The 17455-nt window shown below is 55.0% G+C and carries 16 protein-coding genes and 1 tRNA gene; 7 read left to right on the forward strand and 10 right to left on the reverse strand.

What is annotated here, in order from left to right; genetic code table 11:
* Position 1 precedes the first annotated feature (1 nt).
* The 4 genes from SPH27_RS09315 to SPH27_RS09330 form a co-directional block, all read right to left on the reverse strand.
* Positions 2–1576: an ABC transporter permease gene (locus SPH27_RS09315; protein ID WP_048976680.1), complete on the reverse strand. Its 1575-nt coding sequence runs from the start codon at positions 1574–1576 to the stop codon at positions 2–4.
* A gap of 24 nt (positions 1577–1600) precedes the next feature.
* Positions 1601–2617 (reverse strand): iron ABC transporter substrate-binding protein, encoded by a 1017-nt coding sequence (locus SPH27_RS09320; protein WP_039263996.1) that lies wholly within the window; start codon positions 2615–2617, stop codon positions 1601–1603.
* A gap of 355 nt (positions 2618–2972) precedes the next feature.
* On the reverse strand, positions 2973–3803 hold the full coding sequence (locus tag SPH27_RS09325; protein ID WP_182071765.1) for a CPBP family intramembrane glutamic endopeptidase: 831 nt from the start codon (positions 3801–3803) through the stop codon (positions 2973–2975).
* 102 nt (positions 3804–3905) lie between these two features.
* A tRNA-Arg gene (locus tag SPH27_RS09330) sits at positions 3906–3982 on the reverse strand.
* A gap of 278 nt (positions 3983–4260) precedes the next feature.
* On the opposite strand from SPH27_RS09330, the gene SPH27_RS09335 reads away from it, so the two are divergent.
* The 3 genes from SPH27_RS09335 (at position 4261) to fimZ (ending at position 7145) form a co-directional block, all read left to right on the forward strand.
* Complete coding sequence (locus tag SPH27_RS09335; RefSeq protein ID WP_182071767.1) at positions 4261–4959, forward strand: EAL domain-containing protein; 699 nt, start codon at positions 4261–4263, stop codon at positions 4957–4959.
* A gap of 24 nt (positions 4960–4983) precedes the next feature.
* Complete coding sequence (locus SPH27_RS09340) at positions 4984–5712, forward strand: helix-turn-helix transcriptional regulator (protein WP_048975481.1); 729 nt, start codon at positions 4984–4986, stop codon at positions 5710–5712.
* 800 nt (positions 5713–6512) lie between these two features.
* Positions 6513–7145 carry a fimbria biosynthesis transcriptional regulator FimZ gene (gene fimZ / locus SPH27_RS09345; protein ID WP_032661427.1) on the forward strand — a complete coding sequence of 211 codons (633 nt, stop codon included), beginning with the start codon at positions 6513–6515 and terminating at the stop codon, positions 7143–7145.
* 51 nt (positions 7146–7196) lie between these two features.
* Here fimZ and sfmF read toward each other — a convergent pair whose 3' ends face one another.
* The 6 genes from sfmF to fimA form a co-directional block, all read right to left on the reverse strand.
* Positions 7197–7718 (reverse strand): fimbria assembly protein, encoded by a 522-nt coding sequence (gene sfmF / locus SPH27_RS09350; protein WP_182071769.1) that lies wholly within the window; start codon positions 7716–7718, stop codon positions 7197–7199.
* A 9-nt stretch (positions 7719–7727) separates the two neighbouring features.
* A complete protein-coding gene (fimH, locus tag SPH27_RS09355) occupies positions 7728–8735 on the reverse strand; it encodes a type 1 fimbria D-mannose specific adhesin FimH (protein ID WP_404851814.1) in 1008 nt (335 codons plus the stop codon).
* Positions 8728–11289 (reverse strand): fimbrial biogenesis usher protein, encoded by a 2562-nt coding sequence (locus SPH27_RS09360; RefSeq protein ID WP_182071771.1) that lies wholly within the window; start codon positions 11287–11289, stop codon positions 8728–8730. Before SPH27_RS09360 ends, fimH begins: the two co-directional genes overlap by 8 nt.
* Before the next feature lie 14 nt (positions 11290–11303).
* A complete protein-coding gene (gene fimC / locus SPH27_RS09365; protein ID WP_182071773.1) occupies positions 11304–11996 on the reverse strand; it encodes a type 1 fimbria chaperone FimC in 693 nt (230 codons plus the stop codon).
* Positions 11997–12030: 34 nt separating this feature from the next.
* Complete coding sequence (gene fimI / locus SPH27_RS09370) at positions 12031–12576, reverse strand: type 1 fimbrial protein subunit FimI (protein WP_023310642.1); 546 nt, start codon at positions 12574–12576, stop codon at positions 12031–12033.
* A gap of 68 nt (positions 12577–12644) precedes the next feature.
* Positions 12645–13208 (reverse strand): type 1 fimbrial major subunit FimA, encoded by a 564-nt coding sequence (gene fimA, locus SPH27_RS09375; protein ID WP_023310641.1) that lies wholly within the window; start codon positions 13206–13208, stop codon positions 12645–12647.
* A 310-nt stretch (positions 13209–13518) separates the two neighbouring features.
* Between fimA and folD the strand changes: the two genes are divergently transcribed.
* The 4 genes from folD (at position 13519) to malI (ending at position 17436) form a co-directional block, all read left to right on the forward strand.
* Positions 13519–14385, forward strand: coding sequence for a bifunctional methylenetetrahydrofolate dehydrogenase/methenyltetrahydrofolate cyclohydrolase FolD (folD, locus tag SPH27_RS09380; RefSeq protein ID WP_182071775.1), 867 nt, complete (start codon positions 13519–13521; stop codon positions 14383–14385).
* Between the two features lies 1 nt (position 14386).
* A complete protein-coding gene (ybcJ, locus tag SPH27_RS09385) occupies positions 14387–14599 on the forward strand; it encodes a ribosome-associated protein YbcJ (RefSeq protein WP_023334767.1) in 213 nt (70 codons plus the stop codon).
* A gap of 234 nt (positions 14600–14833) precedes the next feature.
* The gene (locus SPH27_RS09390; protein ID WP_029741054.1) at positions 14834–16333 is read left to right on the forward strand and encodes a PTS transporter subunit EIIC; all 1500 of its coding nucleotides are present in this window, start codon (positions 14834–14836) and stop codon (positions 16331–16333) included.
* Between the two features lie 86 nt (positions 16334–16419).
* Positions 16420–17436, forward strand: coding sequence for a Mal regulon transcriptional regulator MalI (gene malI, locus SPH27_RS09395; protein ID WP_023310638.1), 1017 nt, complete (start codon positions 16420–16422; stop codon positions 17434–17436).
* The last annotated feature ends 19 nt before the right edge of the window (positions 17437–17455 follow it).

Below are 17455 nucleotides of genomic sequence, written 5' to 3' on the forward strand. Positions count from 1 at the left end.
GTCATAGCCCTGCAATTTTTTTCGACTGCATATAGAGAATGGCGGTCAGCGGGAGTGAAATCAGGATCATCAGCATCGCGTAAGGCGCGGCGGCAACATAGTCAATTTCACTGGTCAGCGCCCAGAATCCGGTGGAGAGCGTGCGCGTGCCCAGCGGAGAGAGCAGCAGCGTGGCGGTCAACTCGTTGCTGACGCCGAGGAAAACCAGCGCGGCCCCCGCCGCCGCACCCGGCGCGGCCAGCCGCATCGTGACGCTCCAGAGCGCCTTCGCGGGCGTGCTGCCCAGGCTGCGCGCCACGTTCTCCAGTTCGACCGGCGCCTGCGCAATCCCCGCCCGCAGGTTGATGAGCGCACGGGGCATAAACATCAGCAGGTAGGCAAGGAACAGGGTAATTTCCGTCTGGTAAATGGGACGGGCGTAGTGAATGGTGACGGTGACCAGCGCCAGCGCCGTGACGATGCCCGGCAGCGAGCTGGTGATATAGATGCACCCTTCCAGCATCCGGAAGATGCGGTGCGGATAGCGGATACCGAGCCACGCGATGGGGATCACGCACGCGGTCGTCAGAAGCGCGCCGCCCACGCCGAGCATCAGCGTCTGGCGCAGGGAGTGCCAGAGATCGGCACTCATCCAGTTTTGCACGCCGCCGAGCCAAATCCAGCGACACAGGACAATTAACGGCACGCCCAGCGCCAGCACGATCAGCACGATGAAAAACAGCTGGCCCAGCGCGGCGGCCGCAGGCTTCAGCGGCCAGCGTTTCTGCTCGCGCGCGGCCCCGGCGCCAATGCGCGCGTAGCGTGCTTTTCCGCGCGTCACGCCCTCCAGCATTAATATAGCCAGACAGCACAAGGCCAGCACGCCCGCCAGCATGTTCGCCGCCGGGCCGCTGAAGGTAGACTGGAACTGGTCATAAATTGCCGTGGTGAAGGTATCAAAGCGGATCATCACGTACAGGCCATATTCCGCCAGCAGGTGCAGCGCCACCAGCAGCGCGCCGCCACAGATAGCCAGCTTGAGCTGGGGCAACACCACGCGGAAAAAGACCCGCCAAGGCGGCGTACCCAGCGAAGCGGCGACATCTTCAAGCGTCGGGTCAAGGCGACGCAGCACCGCCGCAACCGGCATATAGATAAACGGATAGTAGGCAAGAACCGAGAGAAACACGCCCGCGGAGAGCCCGTGCATGGAAGGGACAGCGCTCACCCAGGCATAGCTTTGCACAAACGCGGGGATCGCCAGCGGGGCGACCGCCAGTGCGGACCAGATCCCTCGCCCGGCAAGCTGCGTGCGCTCCGTGAGCCAGGCGATTGCCACGCCCGTCACGATACACAGCGGAACCGCTAAAGCCGTCAGCCACAGCGTGTTGCTGAGCAGCTCAGCAACACGCGGGCGAAACACCAGCGCCTTAATGGTTTCCCAGCCGGTCTCAATGCCAATGGCAATGATAAAACCCAAAGGCAGAAGCGCCATTAATGAAAACAACACAGCTAACGCAACCATCGGCAGTGCAGGACGCCTGCGGGCAGGCTCCTGCACTCTGTTTTTTCCGATGTCGAGACTCAGACCAGACATAAGACGTTCACTTCACTCTCAGGATCACAGCAGGCCGGCTTGCGTCATCAGCTCGATAACTTTTTTACTGTTGAGCGTTGAAGGTTCAACTTTCGGCGCATCAAGATCTTTCAGCGGGACCAGTTTCGGGTTTGAGGCCGCGTTCACGCCCACGGCATATTCAAAGGCGTTGTTGGTCCGCAGGCTTTCCTGGCCTTCTTTACCGGTAATGTATTTGATGAAGGCCTGCGCCTGCGCTTTGTGTTTGCTGGACGCCAGCACGCCGCCGCCAGAGAGGCTCACGAACGCGCCCGGATCCTGGTGTTTGAAGTAGTAAAGCTGGGTATTTTTGCTGTTTTCACCGGTTTTGGACTGATCGACAAAACGGTAGTAGTGATAAATCACGCCGCCATCAATCTGACCGGCATTGACCGCTTTCATCACGGTGCTATTGCCTTTATAGGCAACGAAATTGGCTTTCATCGCCTTGAGCCATTCCAGCGTGGCCTTTTCGCCTTTCAGCGCCAGCATCGCGCTCACGATGGCCTGGAAATCCGCGCCTGACGGTGATGCCGCCCAGCGGCCTTTCCACTCGGGTTTTGCCAGATCCATCAGCGATTCAGGCAGCTGCTTTTCGTTCAGCTTTTCCGGGTTATACACAAACACCGTGCTGCGGGCCGCGATGCCAATCCAGCGGCCGTGCGCCGGACGATATTCTGCCGGTACCTGCTTCAGGGTGTCTGCATCCAATGGCGCAAACAGGTTGGCATTATCCACCAGCACCATTGACGGCGAGTTCTCCGTCAGGAACACGTCTGCCGGTGACGCGCTGCCTTCCTGAACCAGCTGGTTACCCAGCTCGCTGTCATCGCCATTACGCAGAGTGACTTTAATGCCGGTTTCTTTGGTAAAACCGTCAACCCACGACTTCACCAGGTTTTCGTGCTGCGCGTTATAAACAACGATACCTTCGTTGTTATCGGCGGCAACCGCTTGTGTGGAAAGGAAAAGGGATGAAGACAACAAGGCAAGCGAGAAGCAGGACAGCAGGCGAGAATTCATGAACATATCCTTTATAGACCAACGGGATTAACGACTCATAGCTTTGTGGGACAGGATTAAAGCATACAACAACGCTAATGATAATTAGTATCAATCGAGTTTAGTCGTAAAAGTGTAAAATTTCTTTTTAGCAGATTTTAGAATGATAAAAATCCAAATTTTAATGAGAGATAATTTTTAGATTAAGAAAACCTTAAGCCTGCCTACAGTGAAATTCATTAGCCTTCTATTCATTATGACGCGAAGGTAAATCTGTTATTCATGCGCCCGGCAGATATAAAAGCCCCGATCTTGCGGGGCTTTTTATGCTTATCCGGAGGTCGCTAAATTTATAAGGCGACTAATTTTAAAAGCATCACATAACCGCATGAGGGGCATACATAGGATAGGTGAAGAACAATAAATGCACGCAGTTAAGCCCAAAATGGAATAACGTTGCAACCCAGAGCCTGCCGCTCCACATCCACGCCAGGCCGTAAATAATGCCGGAGAGGCTGGCAAAAATAATCAGTAGTAAACCGCCGCTATAATGCATCAGTCCAAAGATGACTGAGGCAATCAACAGCGCGACAACAGGATGAATAATCCGGGACAAGCGTTGCTGCAGGTAGCCTCTGAACAAGGCTTCCTCAGCCAAAGAGACGAAAAAAATATTCGCAAGGGCAAATTGAGCGAACCATTCAGGCGCATGCGGCTCAATTCTAAGTCCGCCCAACGCAACAGCCAGAAGTAACAGCGCGGGTATCGCAAGAACCAATATTCCCCAGCCGACCTTGCCCGCTTTATAGAGGGGTTTTGCGACGAATAACGTTGGCATGCACGTAATTAAAAAGAACGGCACCACTGCCTTGTCCATATTAAAGTACATACTGAACGGTATGCTTTGCGGACCAACGACGACAGCATCCAGCACTTTGGGGTTATGAAAACCCGGGATCAGATGCAAAACCAGGGCAACGGCGATGGCCACGCACAGGCCTTCGACCAGATACGTATATTTATTATTTTTATTCCGTAGCCATTCAACAACAGACCAGCCAACAACGATTGATGCAATAACCAGCAGCGCCGGGGCGTCAAGAATACTCTGTTTCCAGCCGAGAAATGCCGTTAATCCCAGCATCAGGTAAGCCAGGCTTTTATTAAGGGAGAGTGCGGCAAGCGAAGTTGCGAGTAGATACCACATAAATGTCCTTCATGACCGGTAAATTTTAGGGGCGATGTCCCAAATATGTCCCACAGCGGAAATCAGGAGGATGTGAAAGAGGCGTAACTCTATGAAATGAAATGGCACGCCCTGTAGGATTCGAACCTACGACCTACGGCTTAGAAGGCCGTTGCTCTATCCAACTGAGCTAAGGGCGCACTGATATGCGTGTACTTCGCGGTGGTGAAACGCGAAGAATTATACGGTCAATGGCAGGTGAGTCAATGCCTTTTCCGTTTTCAGGGCCAATTACCGCTAGCCGATTGTAAATACGGCTATTTTCTCAACATTTCGCCCTGTTTCACCGTAAAATTTAGCGCTGCGAAAAGGCTTAGTTGCATTTAAGTAACGCCTGCTGTTTTCCTGACCGTCAGCTCGTCACACTAGAGTCAGGTATCCCGGCCGCCTGGAGGCTGACAGACAACAGGACAATGGAGTGACAGCGCAAAACCTGATCGATACGCCCCCCCGGTTACAGTACATTTCTCAGGACATCGTCGGCATTAAGCTTGAGCCCATCGTCGCCCTTTCCTCCTTACGCCAGGTTGGCGTGGAGGTCCTTAGCGTTCTTTCCGACACGCGGGACAGCGAGAACTTTTTTTGCGATCGCTCCGCAGAGTGGTCGATAACGCTGCTTGAAGCGCAGCTTGCCGCGTTAAAAAATACGCCGCACGGTCATAATCTTTTTATTAATCTGCCGATAACCGTCCTGACAGAGCCCGCGTCTTTTCAGCGACTTATCCGGTTGCCAGGCGTGCCGCTCAATATTGAGATTGTCGACCTCGCGTCCTTTTTGGCGCTTTCCCTCGTAGAGAAGCAGCATGTCGTTCAAAATTTGCGGCAACTTTGCAGACAGGGACACGCAATCTGGCTTGATGACGTGGATGACGTCACAGTGCAGTCGTTTTTATCCTGCCGACTCCCGTTAAGCGGCATCAAAATAGATAAGGAAGCATTCTGGCGTTTACGCGACACCCCTGCGCTGAGGCAACTGGTTTCCCTTTGCTTTCAGCTTGCCGGGAAAGTGCTTATTGAAGGTATTGAGACTGAACGCGATCGTACCTGGGCACTGCAGGCAGGCGCAGACCTCGGCCAGGGATATTACTGGCCGTCCTGGACATGGCCGGAGGATTAAAAAGCCATTTCCAGGAGGGAGACCATGCGAATGACAGTGCGCCGTTACCGGCGGCGGCGTACAGGAAGTGATGCACTGGGATTTACGCGCTCACCTTTTGCTCCCCCCTTTTTCGACCGGCTCGAATTTTTGAGCCAGTCCATCAGCCAGCCCCGCAAAACAGACGCCCCGTTTATCCTTCTGGTGACGGAGGATCACTACCTGCGCACCGGTTTTCTCCACGGGCAGTTTCCCCTGAGCAGCTGCTGCGACTACGCCACGCTGGACGACGCCCTTATCGCTCAGACGCAGTGGCCCTCAGCCCGTCTGGTCGTGGATATTGAAAGCCGATCCACGGGGCTTCTGGAGAAACTGGATCAGTTGAGACGGCATAGCCTGTTTCCTCCGTTCCTGACGCCCTGGCTGTTGGTCCGGGCCGATAATTACGACACCCGCCTCTTCTGTAAAGCGGCAGGTCCCTTTCATGTGCTCGAACGTCAGCTGAACGCCGCCGCGCTCCAGCACAGCCTGCAGGATCCCCTCCCTCCGCCGGGAACCGAGAAAGACTGGTTCTCACGCAACGAATGGCCCATTCTGCAGGAGCTTTCCCGGGGCAAGACATTGCGTCAGATTGCCCTTATGCAGAATCGCCCCTATAGCCGTATTATCTATCGTCTCAGCTGCATCCTCCTAAAGCTGGGGCTAAGCCATCGCCAGGAATTGCTGCATCTTCTTAATAACCTCTCAGACTGCACGTTTTCACTCACCTCCTAACCCCTTATTTCCTAAAGCGGTTTAAGAATTTACTTACCACTCGCGTTGCGAAAATGTTAATTTTTAACAATATAATCGAATTTATAACTATTCCTAATTTATGGGCGCGAACCTTGTGAAATGCCACAGATTAGCGGAACGGCAGCACTTTCCTCCATCGGTTAAGCGAATGCAGAAGGCGTTAACAAGATGATAATGATGTAAAAACAAGCAGCTTAGCGACAACTGCCAGGAGTAAAAAGCAAAGCGGGCAGCACGTTCTCCTGTGCACCAGACGCCGTTATCCGGATCGGCGTAAGCACTTTCAGATGAAGGTCAGACGGCCTGCGAGGGCAATTTTTAACCTCACTTTTGCGGGTTCGTCCCTTTCAAAGAGGCGTATTATTGTTAACAATTAATCAACATACAGAGATATCTGTTATTTTTTGTTATTACATAAAGATGAAAATATGCGGTAAATGAGATAACAGGATATTTCCGCTAAATTTAAAAAAATAGCGATTCAGATCCAGAAGATAATACAAACCAATACCCTCATATTAATTTACAGGGTTTTCGGAAAAAACTTACCCTGTATAATAAGATGCGTATCAAATATGAATAAGAAAAACCTTTTTGCCAACACCAGCCTAATGAGATGACCGCGCTGAGGCATAGTTCTTTTCATTACGTAAACAAGGATGCTTTCGCTCTTTCCAGGGAAATACTACGGTATAGGGATCTGCACATTATATCCTTCCGGCATTTCGAGAGTTTTACCAAACTCTGCATAACGCTTTTAACAATCTGAGGCATTAAAAATGAAACCGGCATCCGTTATCATTATGGACGAACATCCTATCGTCAGAATGTCGATAGAAGTCCTGCTACAGAAAAATAAGAATATCACAGTCAAGCTCAAGTCTGGCGATAGCCATGAAGTCCTTGACTGTATCCGCAATCACCCTATCGATCTGGTGATCCTTGACATTGAACTCACGGGCACGGATGCCTTCTCTTTACTGAAGAGAATCAGGAACTTAAACAAAAACATTAAGGTTCTGTTCCTCTCGTCTAAATCAGAGTTGTTTTACGCAGGTCGCGCCATTCGCGCCGGGGCAAATGGCTTCGTCAGTAAACGAAAAGATTTGGGTGAGATCTACAACGCCGTAGAAATGATTCTGATGGGCTATTCCTTTTTCCCGTCAGAGACGTTGAACTTTATAAACCATTTGGGTTCCGGGAAAGGGATGGCAGTAGATATGCCATTATCGAATCGCGAGGTCACGGTATTACGGTATCTGGCGAATGGATTATCCAACAAGGAAATAGCTGAACAGCTACTATTAAGCAACAAGACCATTAGCGCGCATAAATCCAATATTTATTCCAAGCTGGGTGTGCAAAGCATCGTGGAATTAATTGATTACGCCAAAGCCCACGAGCTGCTATAACCTGAATTCACTCCCTGCAGCTTATCTGAGCTGCAGGGAGTGCGGTCAGTGCTAATTATAATTAATCATGAAGGTGGCATCCGCATCAGCCCGTCCGGGCTGAGGGTTATCGGCAGTGGCAATATAATTGGCATAAAATGACAGAATCGCATTTCCCTGCGCATCAACCGAGACCGGCTGGCTGGCCTGCTGAAGCGCCAGCCGCGTTTTATCCGCATCCCTGATCTCAACGGCGACATGGCTTGCAGTACTGGCGTCATTCAGCGCCAGCAAGCCGCTATTGCTTCCGTCGGCTTTACCCGAAAACGTAATGGACGCCGCGCCCGGCGGGCAGCCGGTCAGCTTCAGCGTAAACGGCATCGGCTGCGTGCGGCTCCCGGTGGTACTGAGCTGTTTCGTGGGCCAGGTGCCCAGCGGGACGGCCTTGTCGCTGTCGCTGCCCTCGGCAACGCAGGTAAAATCGACGATATTGCCGTAGAGCCGAATGTTAATCTCGCCCAACGCGGTGTCCGCCTGAGCCTGCGCGCAAAGCGCAAAGAGCGCTACGGTGAGAAAACGGATCCTGTTTCGCATATCGGCTCCTTAGTCGTAATCCACGCGCAAATACCCGCGCGAGGTGAAGCGCCCTTCCGCTGGCTTATTGCCCGTCACGCTCACCGGCCAGACCCGGATCCCCACCTGCGCCTGCGCGCTGTCGTCGAGACGGAACGGAATTTTGCTCGTCAGGTTGTTGGGCGTCAGCGGCGCCCCGCTCTCGCTGGCAATGATGAACCCCACATCCGGGTTATCCGACACCAGTACATTATCAGAGACCTTTTCCGCCTCGACGCGCATCGTCAGCATGGCGTTTGCCTCCACGTTGGTGCATTTAATGGCGATGGTTTTGCTTTGCGATGAGACCCCCTCCGGCTTGTTACCCACGCCCGCCTTGCTGAACAAGGAGGCGCCAATGTCGCCGAAATCAAACTCCACCACGTTACCGGCATTAATGGCGCAGCTTTGCGGCACCTGAATGGTTCCGCTGTAGCTGATGGTATAGACCGGCGTGGTTAACGGATCGGAAGAGGTAGTGGTGACGTAAACGCGGAACATGGTGGCGCGCGGGATCACCACCATGTTGATAAAACGCCGGGTCACCTTAAGACGGAAGACCAGGCTGGAGTCCTGAACGCCAAACGGTTTGTTTTTGGAGACGTTAGGATGGCTCCCCATCTGGATATAGCTTTTTGGCGGGTAAAACACGCCAGCATAGCTGTCCGTGATTTTCATCGCCCCGTCCAGATAGTCGTTAAGCTTCAGATACTGATAGCCATCGCTCGTTCCCGTGACCGGATAATCGGTGACATAGCTGCGCTTGGTGGTATTCCCGGTCGTGCCCTTCGGGCAGACGGCATTCACCCCTACCCACTGCGATTTCTCGCTGAGCGTCACGACCTGCCCAATCTGGTTATTCGAGCTGTTGAATTTATCCGTCAGGTCGTAATGCACTTCCGTCGGCACGCCTTTTTCATTGACGCACACGGTCGCTAATACGTTTGTCGCGGGCAGTAGCGCCAGCAGCGACAAGGCAAAGAGTTGAGTTTTAATCACAGCCGATCCCCTTAAGTGTGATTGCCTGTTGCAGGCTCTGTTCAGACAAGCTGTAAGGTGCGCGACACTGGGACTGCGCCCCGTCGCCCCACTGGATCAGCAGTTCGCCCTCCAGCGGCAGCCCACTCAGGTAAATTTGTCCGTCATCCCCCACCATGCTGGTGACGCCGCTTTTGGTCTCACGCACCACCGCGCCGAACGGCACCGGCTGGTTGCCGCGCGTTACCGTCAGCAGGGCGCGCACGCCAATGCGGGTATCAAAGCTGGCGCGCACCAGCGCGCCTTTGGTCGGCACCACGCTGCTCACGTTGTTTTCGATATCGGTGTTGTTGCTCATGGTGTTGGTATCCAGCGCCACGCGGTTGTAGCGATAGACGGTGGCATACGGCATCACCGCGTAGCCTCGCCAGTCGGTTTTCACGCCGGTCTGGTTTTCAATACTGACGCCCGATGCCCCCGGCGCTTTGATCAGCACGTTGGTGTCGCCCAGCGGCTGGCTGAAGGTCACGCCGTCGGCGTGGCCGACCACCCCGCCGGAGAGCTGCCAGTTGAGATCGTGCTGGTCGCGGGAATAGTTGTAGCCCACGCCCAGCGTGCCGTAGGTCGCCTGCCAGTTGGCGCTGGCGCTTCCGCTTGCGCCGTTGGTGCTGGCGTGTCCCTGGGTCACGCTGTAGTTCAGGTTGCGATCCTCCAGCAGCGTTCCGCTGACGCCGGTTTGCCAGCTTGTGTCGCCATCGCTGTTTCGACTGGCGGATGCCGTAGCGTAGGCGCGGTCAATCGCGCTGTCCCGGCGATAGCCCTGACGGGTAAAGAGGCTGAACGGCACGGAGACGTTAAACGACGCGATCCGATCGGTGCCGTCTATCCCAACGGATTTGTTCCACGACCACGAGACAGAGTAGTTGATCCCCTTCACGCCGCCCGCATAGCCCAGCTGGTACCAGAGGTTCGTCTCGTCTGTTCCCCAGTAGGTCTGCTCGCTACCGGAGATATAGACCGAGCCGTAGTCCCCCAGCGACTGAGAAACGTTGAGCTGGAAGCGGCCTTTTTTATTCCACGTCAGGTTGTGATAGCTCTGCACGTCCGGCACATCGTTATCGTTCTGGCTATCGGCATACTGATAGCCCTCCATTGAGCGCCAGGCGACATCGTCGAGGGTGTAAAACCCTTTTGTGGAGTAGCGGTAGCCCAGCAGCTGGAAGTTAGTGCCGAAGCCGTTAAGAGATTTCGCGTAGAGGAAGCGCAGAGACTGCCCTTCGTGCCTGCTGTCGTCCGCGAGCTGGCTGCGGGCGTGGGTGATATCGAGCGAGACCGCGCCCCAGTCGCCCAGGTTTTTCCCGGCCCCGACGGCCACCGCGGTATAGCGTGACGCCAGCTGCGTCCCGCCGTAGAGCGTGTAACCGTTGGCAAGACCGGTAATCAGGGTGCCCTGAGTGAAGAACGGCGTATCCTGATCGCTGTTACCGCTGCGGTAATCCCCCGCAACGAGGTCATACTTCCAGCGCCCTTCACGCTGCAGGAGCGGCACGGTGGAGTACGGCACGGTATAGCGCTGCTGGGTGCCGTCTTTCTCTTCAACCGTGACTTCCAGGTCACCGCTTGAGGAGGTCGGGTTAAGATCGGTAATCGCAAATGCGCCCGGCTGGACATAGCTTTGATAGATAACGTAGCCGTTCTGGCGAACCACCACTTTGGCGGGCGTACGGGCGATCCCCCGCACGGTCGGCGCGTAGCCCTGCAGGCTGTCCGGGTACATGCTGTCAGACGAGAAGAGCCGCCCACCTCGAAAACCCATGCTGTCGAAGACGTCATTCCCGGTATTGCTGTCGCCCAGCACCAGTTCGCTTTTGAGCGGGATGACGGTGCGCTGCGCCCAGGTGCCAATATTCTGCCACTCGCTGTGCCGCTGCCCGTTATTCTGCGTGTACCGCCATGCGCCGTTGTTACGTAAACGCCAGGCGCCATAGTTCAACCCGCTCTGCAGGTTCAGATAATAGCTGTCGTCTTCGCTTCCCCGGTTACCGGTGAAGCTGTAGTTCACCAGCGCGGCGGGAATGCCTTCATCCCACTGTTCAGGCGGAATGTAGCCCCGGGCGCTGTTTTGCAACGCCACCTGCGGCAGGCTGACGTCCAGACGCTGAGAGGCAAAATTGAATACCGTTTCGCTGCCGGGTATGGCCGTGGTCAACGGAACGCAGGTGTCGCCCTGCACCTTAGCCAGCTCGGGAAACGCCGCGACGTTGACGCCAAAGCGATCGAGCATCGCGCGCGTAATGCACGCCGACAAACCGCCCGCCACCGGCGGCGTGTTCTCGGCCTGCTCGAAACGCACGTCCTGGGTACCGATAAACTCATCGTTACGCCAGATATCCACGCGATAAACGCCGGGTGCCTGCTGGTGTCCTTGTTCAAAACGCGACAAATCCGCCACGCTGGCGGTGTCGTCCGACAAGAAGGCCGGGTTGAAATAACTTTCGCTCCAGCCAGCCTGCGGGCAGAGCGCAGCCATCAGCGCCAGTGCAACCGGGCAGTAACGTCCCTGGTGGTTTTTCATCGCCCTGACTCTGCTCACAGGTTGACGCTACGCGCCGGGGTGATGGCACCGTAGTCATTCACGCTCTGCCAGGAAAGCGTGCCGCTGGCACCGGCTGGCAGCACCTGCTGTGCCGAGCTTTTCGGCGCAACCATCAGGTTATCCAGCTGCTGCCTGCCCAGCTTCAGGTTGACGAGGGTGATGTAATACGGGGAAGCGTTGCTGACTTTGAGATGGCTGCCCGCGCGCTCAAACCGCAGCTGGGAAAGCGCCTCTTCCGGCTGCATCGCCAGGTTGTTCGGGCGCACAAACAGCTTGATGCGTGAGAGGATCGCCAGCTGCAGCACGTTATTGTTTTCCGTTTTCGCTTTATTCACCGACGGGATCGCCTTCACGTTCATGTAAAAGAGCGATTCGCGATCGGCTGGCAGCGCTGGCCCGGCGTAAATAATACGCAGCGTGTTTTCACTGTTCGGCTCGCTGACAAACAGGGGCGGAGTGACGGCAAAGGTTTTTTCTTTTTGCCCGCTCGCATTTTCGATCCACGCGTTAATTAAATAGCGTTCCTGTTTGTTGCTGTTGGTGATCGCCAGCGACGTTTGCTTTGCCTCTGCGGGATAAATAACGCGCGTGGCCCCCAGCGCAATACCGCCGGAAGCATTTGCGCAGGCAGAAACCATCATCAAAATAAACGATAAAAAAAGTCCTGGTTTAATTAGGGTATTCATCACAACCGTACCTTTAATAATGTGTTCGCAGGTGTTATGGATAAATCAACGTAAACCAGACATCCGACTGAATTTTGCCTGGCTCGAGGTGTTCGGAAATAGCCCGATAGCGGGCGCTAAAATGGAACGCGAGCTCGCGGGTATCGATCGGCAGCCAGCTGACGGCCGTGGCGTTTGGGATAATCTGACGCTGCTGTTCGTCAAAAAGCGCCAGCCCCACGCCGCTGCTGACGGGCGTTTCACCCGGCCGCGAGGTCGCCAGAAAGACCTGCGGATCTTCTGCGGGCGTCACGCCCTGAAACTGGATCCCCACGGTGCGCGAAACATCAACGCTGCAGTCCAGCAGCCGCACGGTAAAAGGCACGTTAACCGTGGAAAAACTGCCCACACCGGAAAATGAATTGGTTCGGTACTGCCCCATGTCGATGCGCATATTCTGGCTGTCGGGCGCCACGGCGCAGCCGCCGTTCACCAGTTCACCCCGGAGATGAACCTTGCCACCTTCGATCACCACGGTATGCGCCGATGCCGGGCAAGCCATCGCAAGGGTTAACAGCAGTAGTGTTCCAGTCCTTGTCATCCTTCGTTCCTGGCATTAGCGTATGACGGGCCTCGTCCGTGAGGCCTGAACATCCCTGTGCGGAGGAATTACTCGTATTTCATTACGAAGGTGGCGTCAGCGTTTGCCTGGCCTGGCTCAGTGGTGGCAGCCGTTGATTTGTAACGTGCGGTGAACTTCAGGGTGTTGGTCCCTTCGATCAGCGTCTGCGCAGCAGAGAAGGTCGCGCCGTCTGGGGTCAGAACGCTGGATTTGCTGTCGAGGATCTCGATACCCACGCCTTTTGCGGTGTTGTCGTTGTTACCGGAAGTCACGGCCAGCAGGGTTTTGTCGGTTGGGTCGATCTGACCGGTGAACGCAACAGCGGCAGTTTTGGCAACCAGCGGATCGCAATCATTCAGTTCAATGTTGAATGGAATATTAGAGGTGGTGTCGCCCACTTTGGTAAATTTCGCGGTACGATACTGACCCAGATTAACGGTCTGCTCGGAAGAATCAGTATTTACTGAACAAGCCGCATTAACCAGCTCACCTTTAAAATGTACGGTACCGCCATTTACGGAAACCGGCGCAGCAGGATCTGCTGCATTTGCGGCACCTGCAACCAGGGCCAAAGTAGCAATAACAGTAGAAGCAATGTTGCTGAGTTTCATGTCTATTCCTTTAAAATGTAAATAACCCTTCCCGCGAATAATCGGGAATAAGAAATACGTTCAATTGATTAATTGAAAGCTTATTTCGGAGGAGACAAAGTAGCTCAGGACGCGTTTTTTAAATATGTCAAAACGCTGCCATTTCGCCAGGTCACATCCTAATCCCGCCTAAGAAATTGACCATCTCTTAAGAAGGGTTTTTTCGTCTCACTGATAAAAACGCGTAAAGGGTGACTGACAGCGACGCTCGCTTCTGACAAAATACACGCCATCCCCCCTTTCAAACGTTACAGACGGAATCTTCTCTCTGATGGCAGCAAAGATTATTGACGGTAAAACGATTGCGCAGCAGGTGCGCTCTGAGGTCGCGGAAAAAGTGAAGGCGCGTAAAGCTGCCGGAAAACGCGCCCCCGGGCTGGCCGTTGTGCTGGTTGGCAGCAACCCGGCATCGCAGATTTATGTCGGCAGCAAGCGCAAAGCGTGTGAAGAGGTGGGCTTCGTCTCCCGCTCTTACGATTTGCCGGAAACCACCAGCGAAGCAGAACTGCTGGAACTTATTGACACCCTGAATACCGATAAAGAGATCGACGGTATTCTGGTTCAGCTGCCGCTGCCGGCGGGTATCGACAACGTGAAGGTGCTGGAGCGTATCGCGCCGGATAAAGACGTGGACGGTTTCCATCCGTACAACGTTGGCCGCCTGTGCCAGCGCGCGCCGCGTCTGCGCCCGTGCACGCCGCGCGGCATTGTGACGCTGCTGGAGCGCTATAACATCGACACCTACGGTCTGAACGCCGTGGTTATCGGTGCCTCCAACATCGTGGGCCGCCCGATGAGCATGGAGCTGCTGCTGGCGGGCTGCACCACCACCGTGACCCACCGCTTCACCAAAAACCTGCGTCACCACGTCGAAAACGCCGATCTGCTGATCGTCGCGGTCGGCAAGCCGGGCTTTATTCCGGGCGAGTGGATCAAAGAGGGCGCGATTGTCGTGGACGTCGGGATTAACCGTCTGGAAAACGGCAAAGTGGTCGGCGACGTGGTGTACGAAGATGCCGCCGCGCGCGCGTCTTACATCACCCCCGTACCGGGCGGCGTAGGCCCGATGACCGTAGCAACGCTGATTCAGAACACGCTGCAGGCGTGCGAAGAATATCACGACGTAGAGGACGCGTAAGATGGCGACTTTTTCATTAGGTAAACACCCGCACGTTGAGCTGTGCGATCTGCTGAAGCTGGAAGGCTGGAGCGAAAGCGGCGCGCAGGCGAAAATCGTTATCGCCGACGGGCTGGTAAAAGTCGACGGCGTGGTAGAAACGCGCAAGCGCTGCAAGATTGTCGCGGGTCAGACCGTGAGCTTTGAAGGGCAGAGCGTAACCGTTACGGCCTGAGCCGTTTTATGCCCTTACCCTAACCCTCTCCCACAGGGAGAGGGGATATAAAATCCCCTCACACCCATCGCGGTTATTTATCGATCAACTTCAAATAATCACTATTTCATCTGTTGAAACATGAAAATTCTGTTGCGCGTTTTTCACTCTTTGCCCACGATAAGTAGAACGTTCTACTAAAACGTTATACTTACAATAACAGCGCCAGAAAAGCGCTACTCGGGGGAAATCAGCATGAGTCTGATATCAGGGTTTGTTAAATCGCTGTCTAAGTTATCGATGATTGGTCGCGCCTTAATGCTGCCAATTTCACTGCTTCCCGCTGCGGGCCTGCTGCTGGCCTTCGGCGATAAGTTCCATCTGCCGCTGATGATGAACGCGGGCGGGGTTATTTTTGATAACCTGCCGATGCTGTTTGCCATTGGCTCCGCCGTGGGTCTGGCGTCAGAATCCGGCATCGCGGCGCTGTCTGCGGCGGTGTCGGTGTTTGTCACGAATATCACCATCAGCACCGTGCTGAGCATCACGCCGGAAATGGCCTCCCAGGGTGGGAAATACGCCATGGTGGTCGGCATCCCGACGCTGCAGATGGGCGTCTTCGGCGGCCTGATCTGCGGTATTCTCGCGGCCTGGTGCTATAACCGCTTCCACACCATGCAGCTGCCAGAGTTCCTGGGCTTCTTCTCCGGCAAGCGCTTCGTGGCCATTGCAACGGCGTTTCTGTCGTTCCTGATGGGGCTGCTGCTGCCGTACGTATGGCAGCATATCCAGGCCGGTATCGACGCGCTCTCCGTGGTGGTTAACGGCGATAATCAGGCGGCGTCGACCTTTATCTTCGGTCTGGTAGAGCGCGCGCTGATCCCGCTCGGCCTGCACCACATCTGGTATCCGTCCTTCTGGTACTCGTTCGGGGATTACACCACCCAGGCTGGACAGGTGATCCACGGCGACCAGACGATCTGGTTCAAGATGCTGGAAGAAGGAGTGAAGTCCTTCAGCAGCGACACCTACCAGAATGCCGGTAAATTCATGCAGGGCGAATTCCCGCTGATGCTGTTCGCGCTGCCCGCCGCGTGCCTGGCGATGTATCACGAAGCCCATACGAAGAATAAGAAAATCGCGGCCGGTATTCTGTTCTCTGCGGCGCTGACCTGCTTCCTGACGGGGATCACCGAACCGGTCGAGTTTACCTTTATCTTCGTGGCGCCGATCCTGTACGTCTTTAACGCCATCATGGCGGGCCTGGCCTACATGACCATGTATCTGCTGCATGCGCATATCGCCAAGTCGTTCTCCGCGGGCTTTATCGACTATCTGTCATTCGGGATCCTGCCGTCCTTTAACGGCTACAAGACCAACTTCCTGAATGCGATTATCATCGGCATTCCAATGGGCCTGATTTATTACTTCACGTTCCGCTTTGTGATCCGTCGTTTCGACGTGAAAACGCCGGGCCGCACTGAAGTGACCGCCAACGCGGATGATAAGTCTGATTCAGAACTCGCGACCGAGATCATCACCCTGCTGGGCGGGGCGCACAACATCGACTCCGTCGGCGCCTGTATCACCCGCCTTCGCCTGGAAGTGGCAAAAAGCGAGGTGGTCGATAAGGATGGCCTGAACGGACTGGGTGCGCGCGGCGTGGTCTTCGTCGGCGACAACGGTATTCAGGTGATTTTCGGTGCCAGAGCACAGTTTATCGCCCAGACCATGTCCACCATGATCGGCAAATAATAAGATGCCTGAACGACGCGTCTCCTGTAGTCTGGGAGACGCATTGTCGTATCTGACTGATAATCGGTGAATTTCAGGGAGCGGTTTTGAAGAAAGTCAGCATTATTGATGTCGCAAAGCACGCGGGCGTATCGGTCTCAACCGTCTCGCTGGTTTTGCGCCAGAAAGGGAAAATCTCAGAGGCAACGATCGAGAAGGTCAACGCTGCCATCAATACGCTGGGCTATGTTCATAACGTTGCCGCTGCCAACCTCCGCGCCAATACGTCCAATCTGATTGGCCTGATCCTCCGCGACTTTAGCGACAGTTTCTCCATCAAGGTGATGGCGAGCATCGTCCAGGATCTTGAAAAACAGGGGTATATGGTTTTTCTCGGCCAGCCCCAGAACGACCATGACCATCTAGAGCGCTGCCTGCTGTCGTTTAAGCAGCAGGGCGTCGCCGGGGTTATCTATCTGGCCTCGGATACCCGCACCTCCACCCTGCCGGAGCAAATTCGCCGCTGCCCGCTGCCGCTGGTGGTGGTTTCTCAGTCGCTGCTGGATGAAAAATGCAATCTGGTGATGCGCGATAACCGTCAGGCGGCAAATCTGGCGGTGCGTTATCTTATCGAGCGCGGCCATCGCAATATTGCCTACATTGGCGGGCGTGAAGGCTGCCTCATCCGCGAGCAGCGCCTGCTCGGTTTTCGCAGCGCGATGACGCAGAACGGGCTGGTCTGGCGCGATGAATACTCTCCGGCCTGCAGCGATGACACCCTGGCAGCGGGTTTCGCCACCCGCCAGCTGCTGGAAAAAAACAACACCATCACCGCCCTGCTCTGCCACTCGCCGGATGCCATGATCGGCTCCATCTCCGGTATTCATCAGGTTGGACGAACGGTGGGTAAAGATGTGTTTTTGACGCAGCAGGTCGCGCTGGTCGGTTTCGAAGATATGCTCCACGTTAATCTCACCTCGCCGTCCTTTACCTACGTGTCGTCCGCCAGCGAAGAGACCGGGCGTCAGGCTGCCGGGCTGATTATTCGTACGCTGAAGGAGCCGACGCTGCAAACCCAGCGCATTACGCTTTCCGGACAGCTTATCGCGCGCGAGTCGGCGTAAAAATAAGAATTTGACGCGG

The sequence above is a fragment of the Enterobacter sp. A103 genome (assembly GCF_034427535.1).
Classification (GTDB): Bacteria; Pseudomonadota; Gammaproteobacteria; order Enterobacterales; family Enterobacteriaceae; genus Enterobacter; species Enterobacter asburiae_B.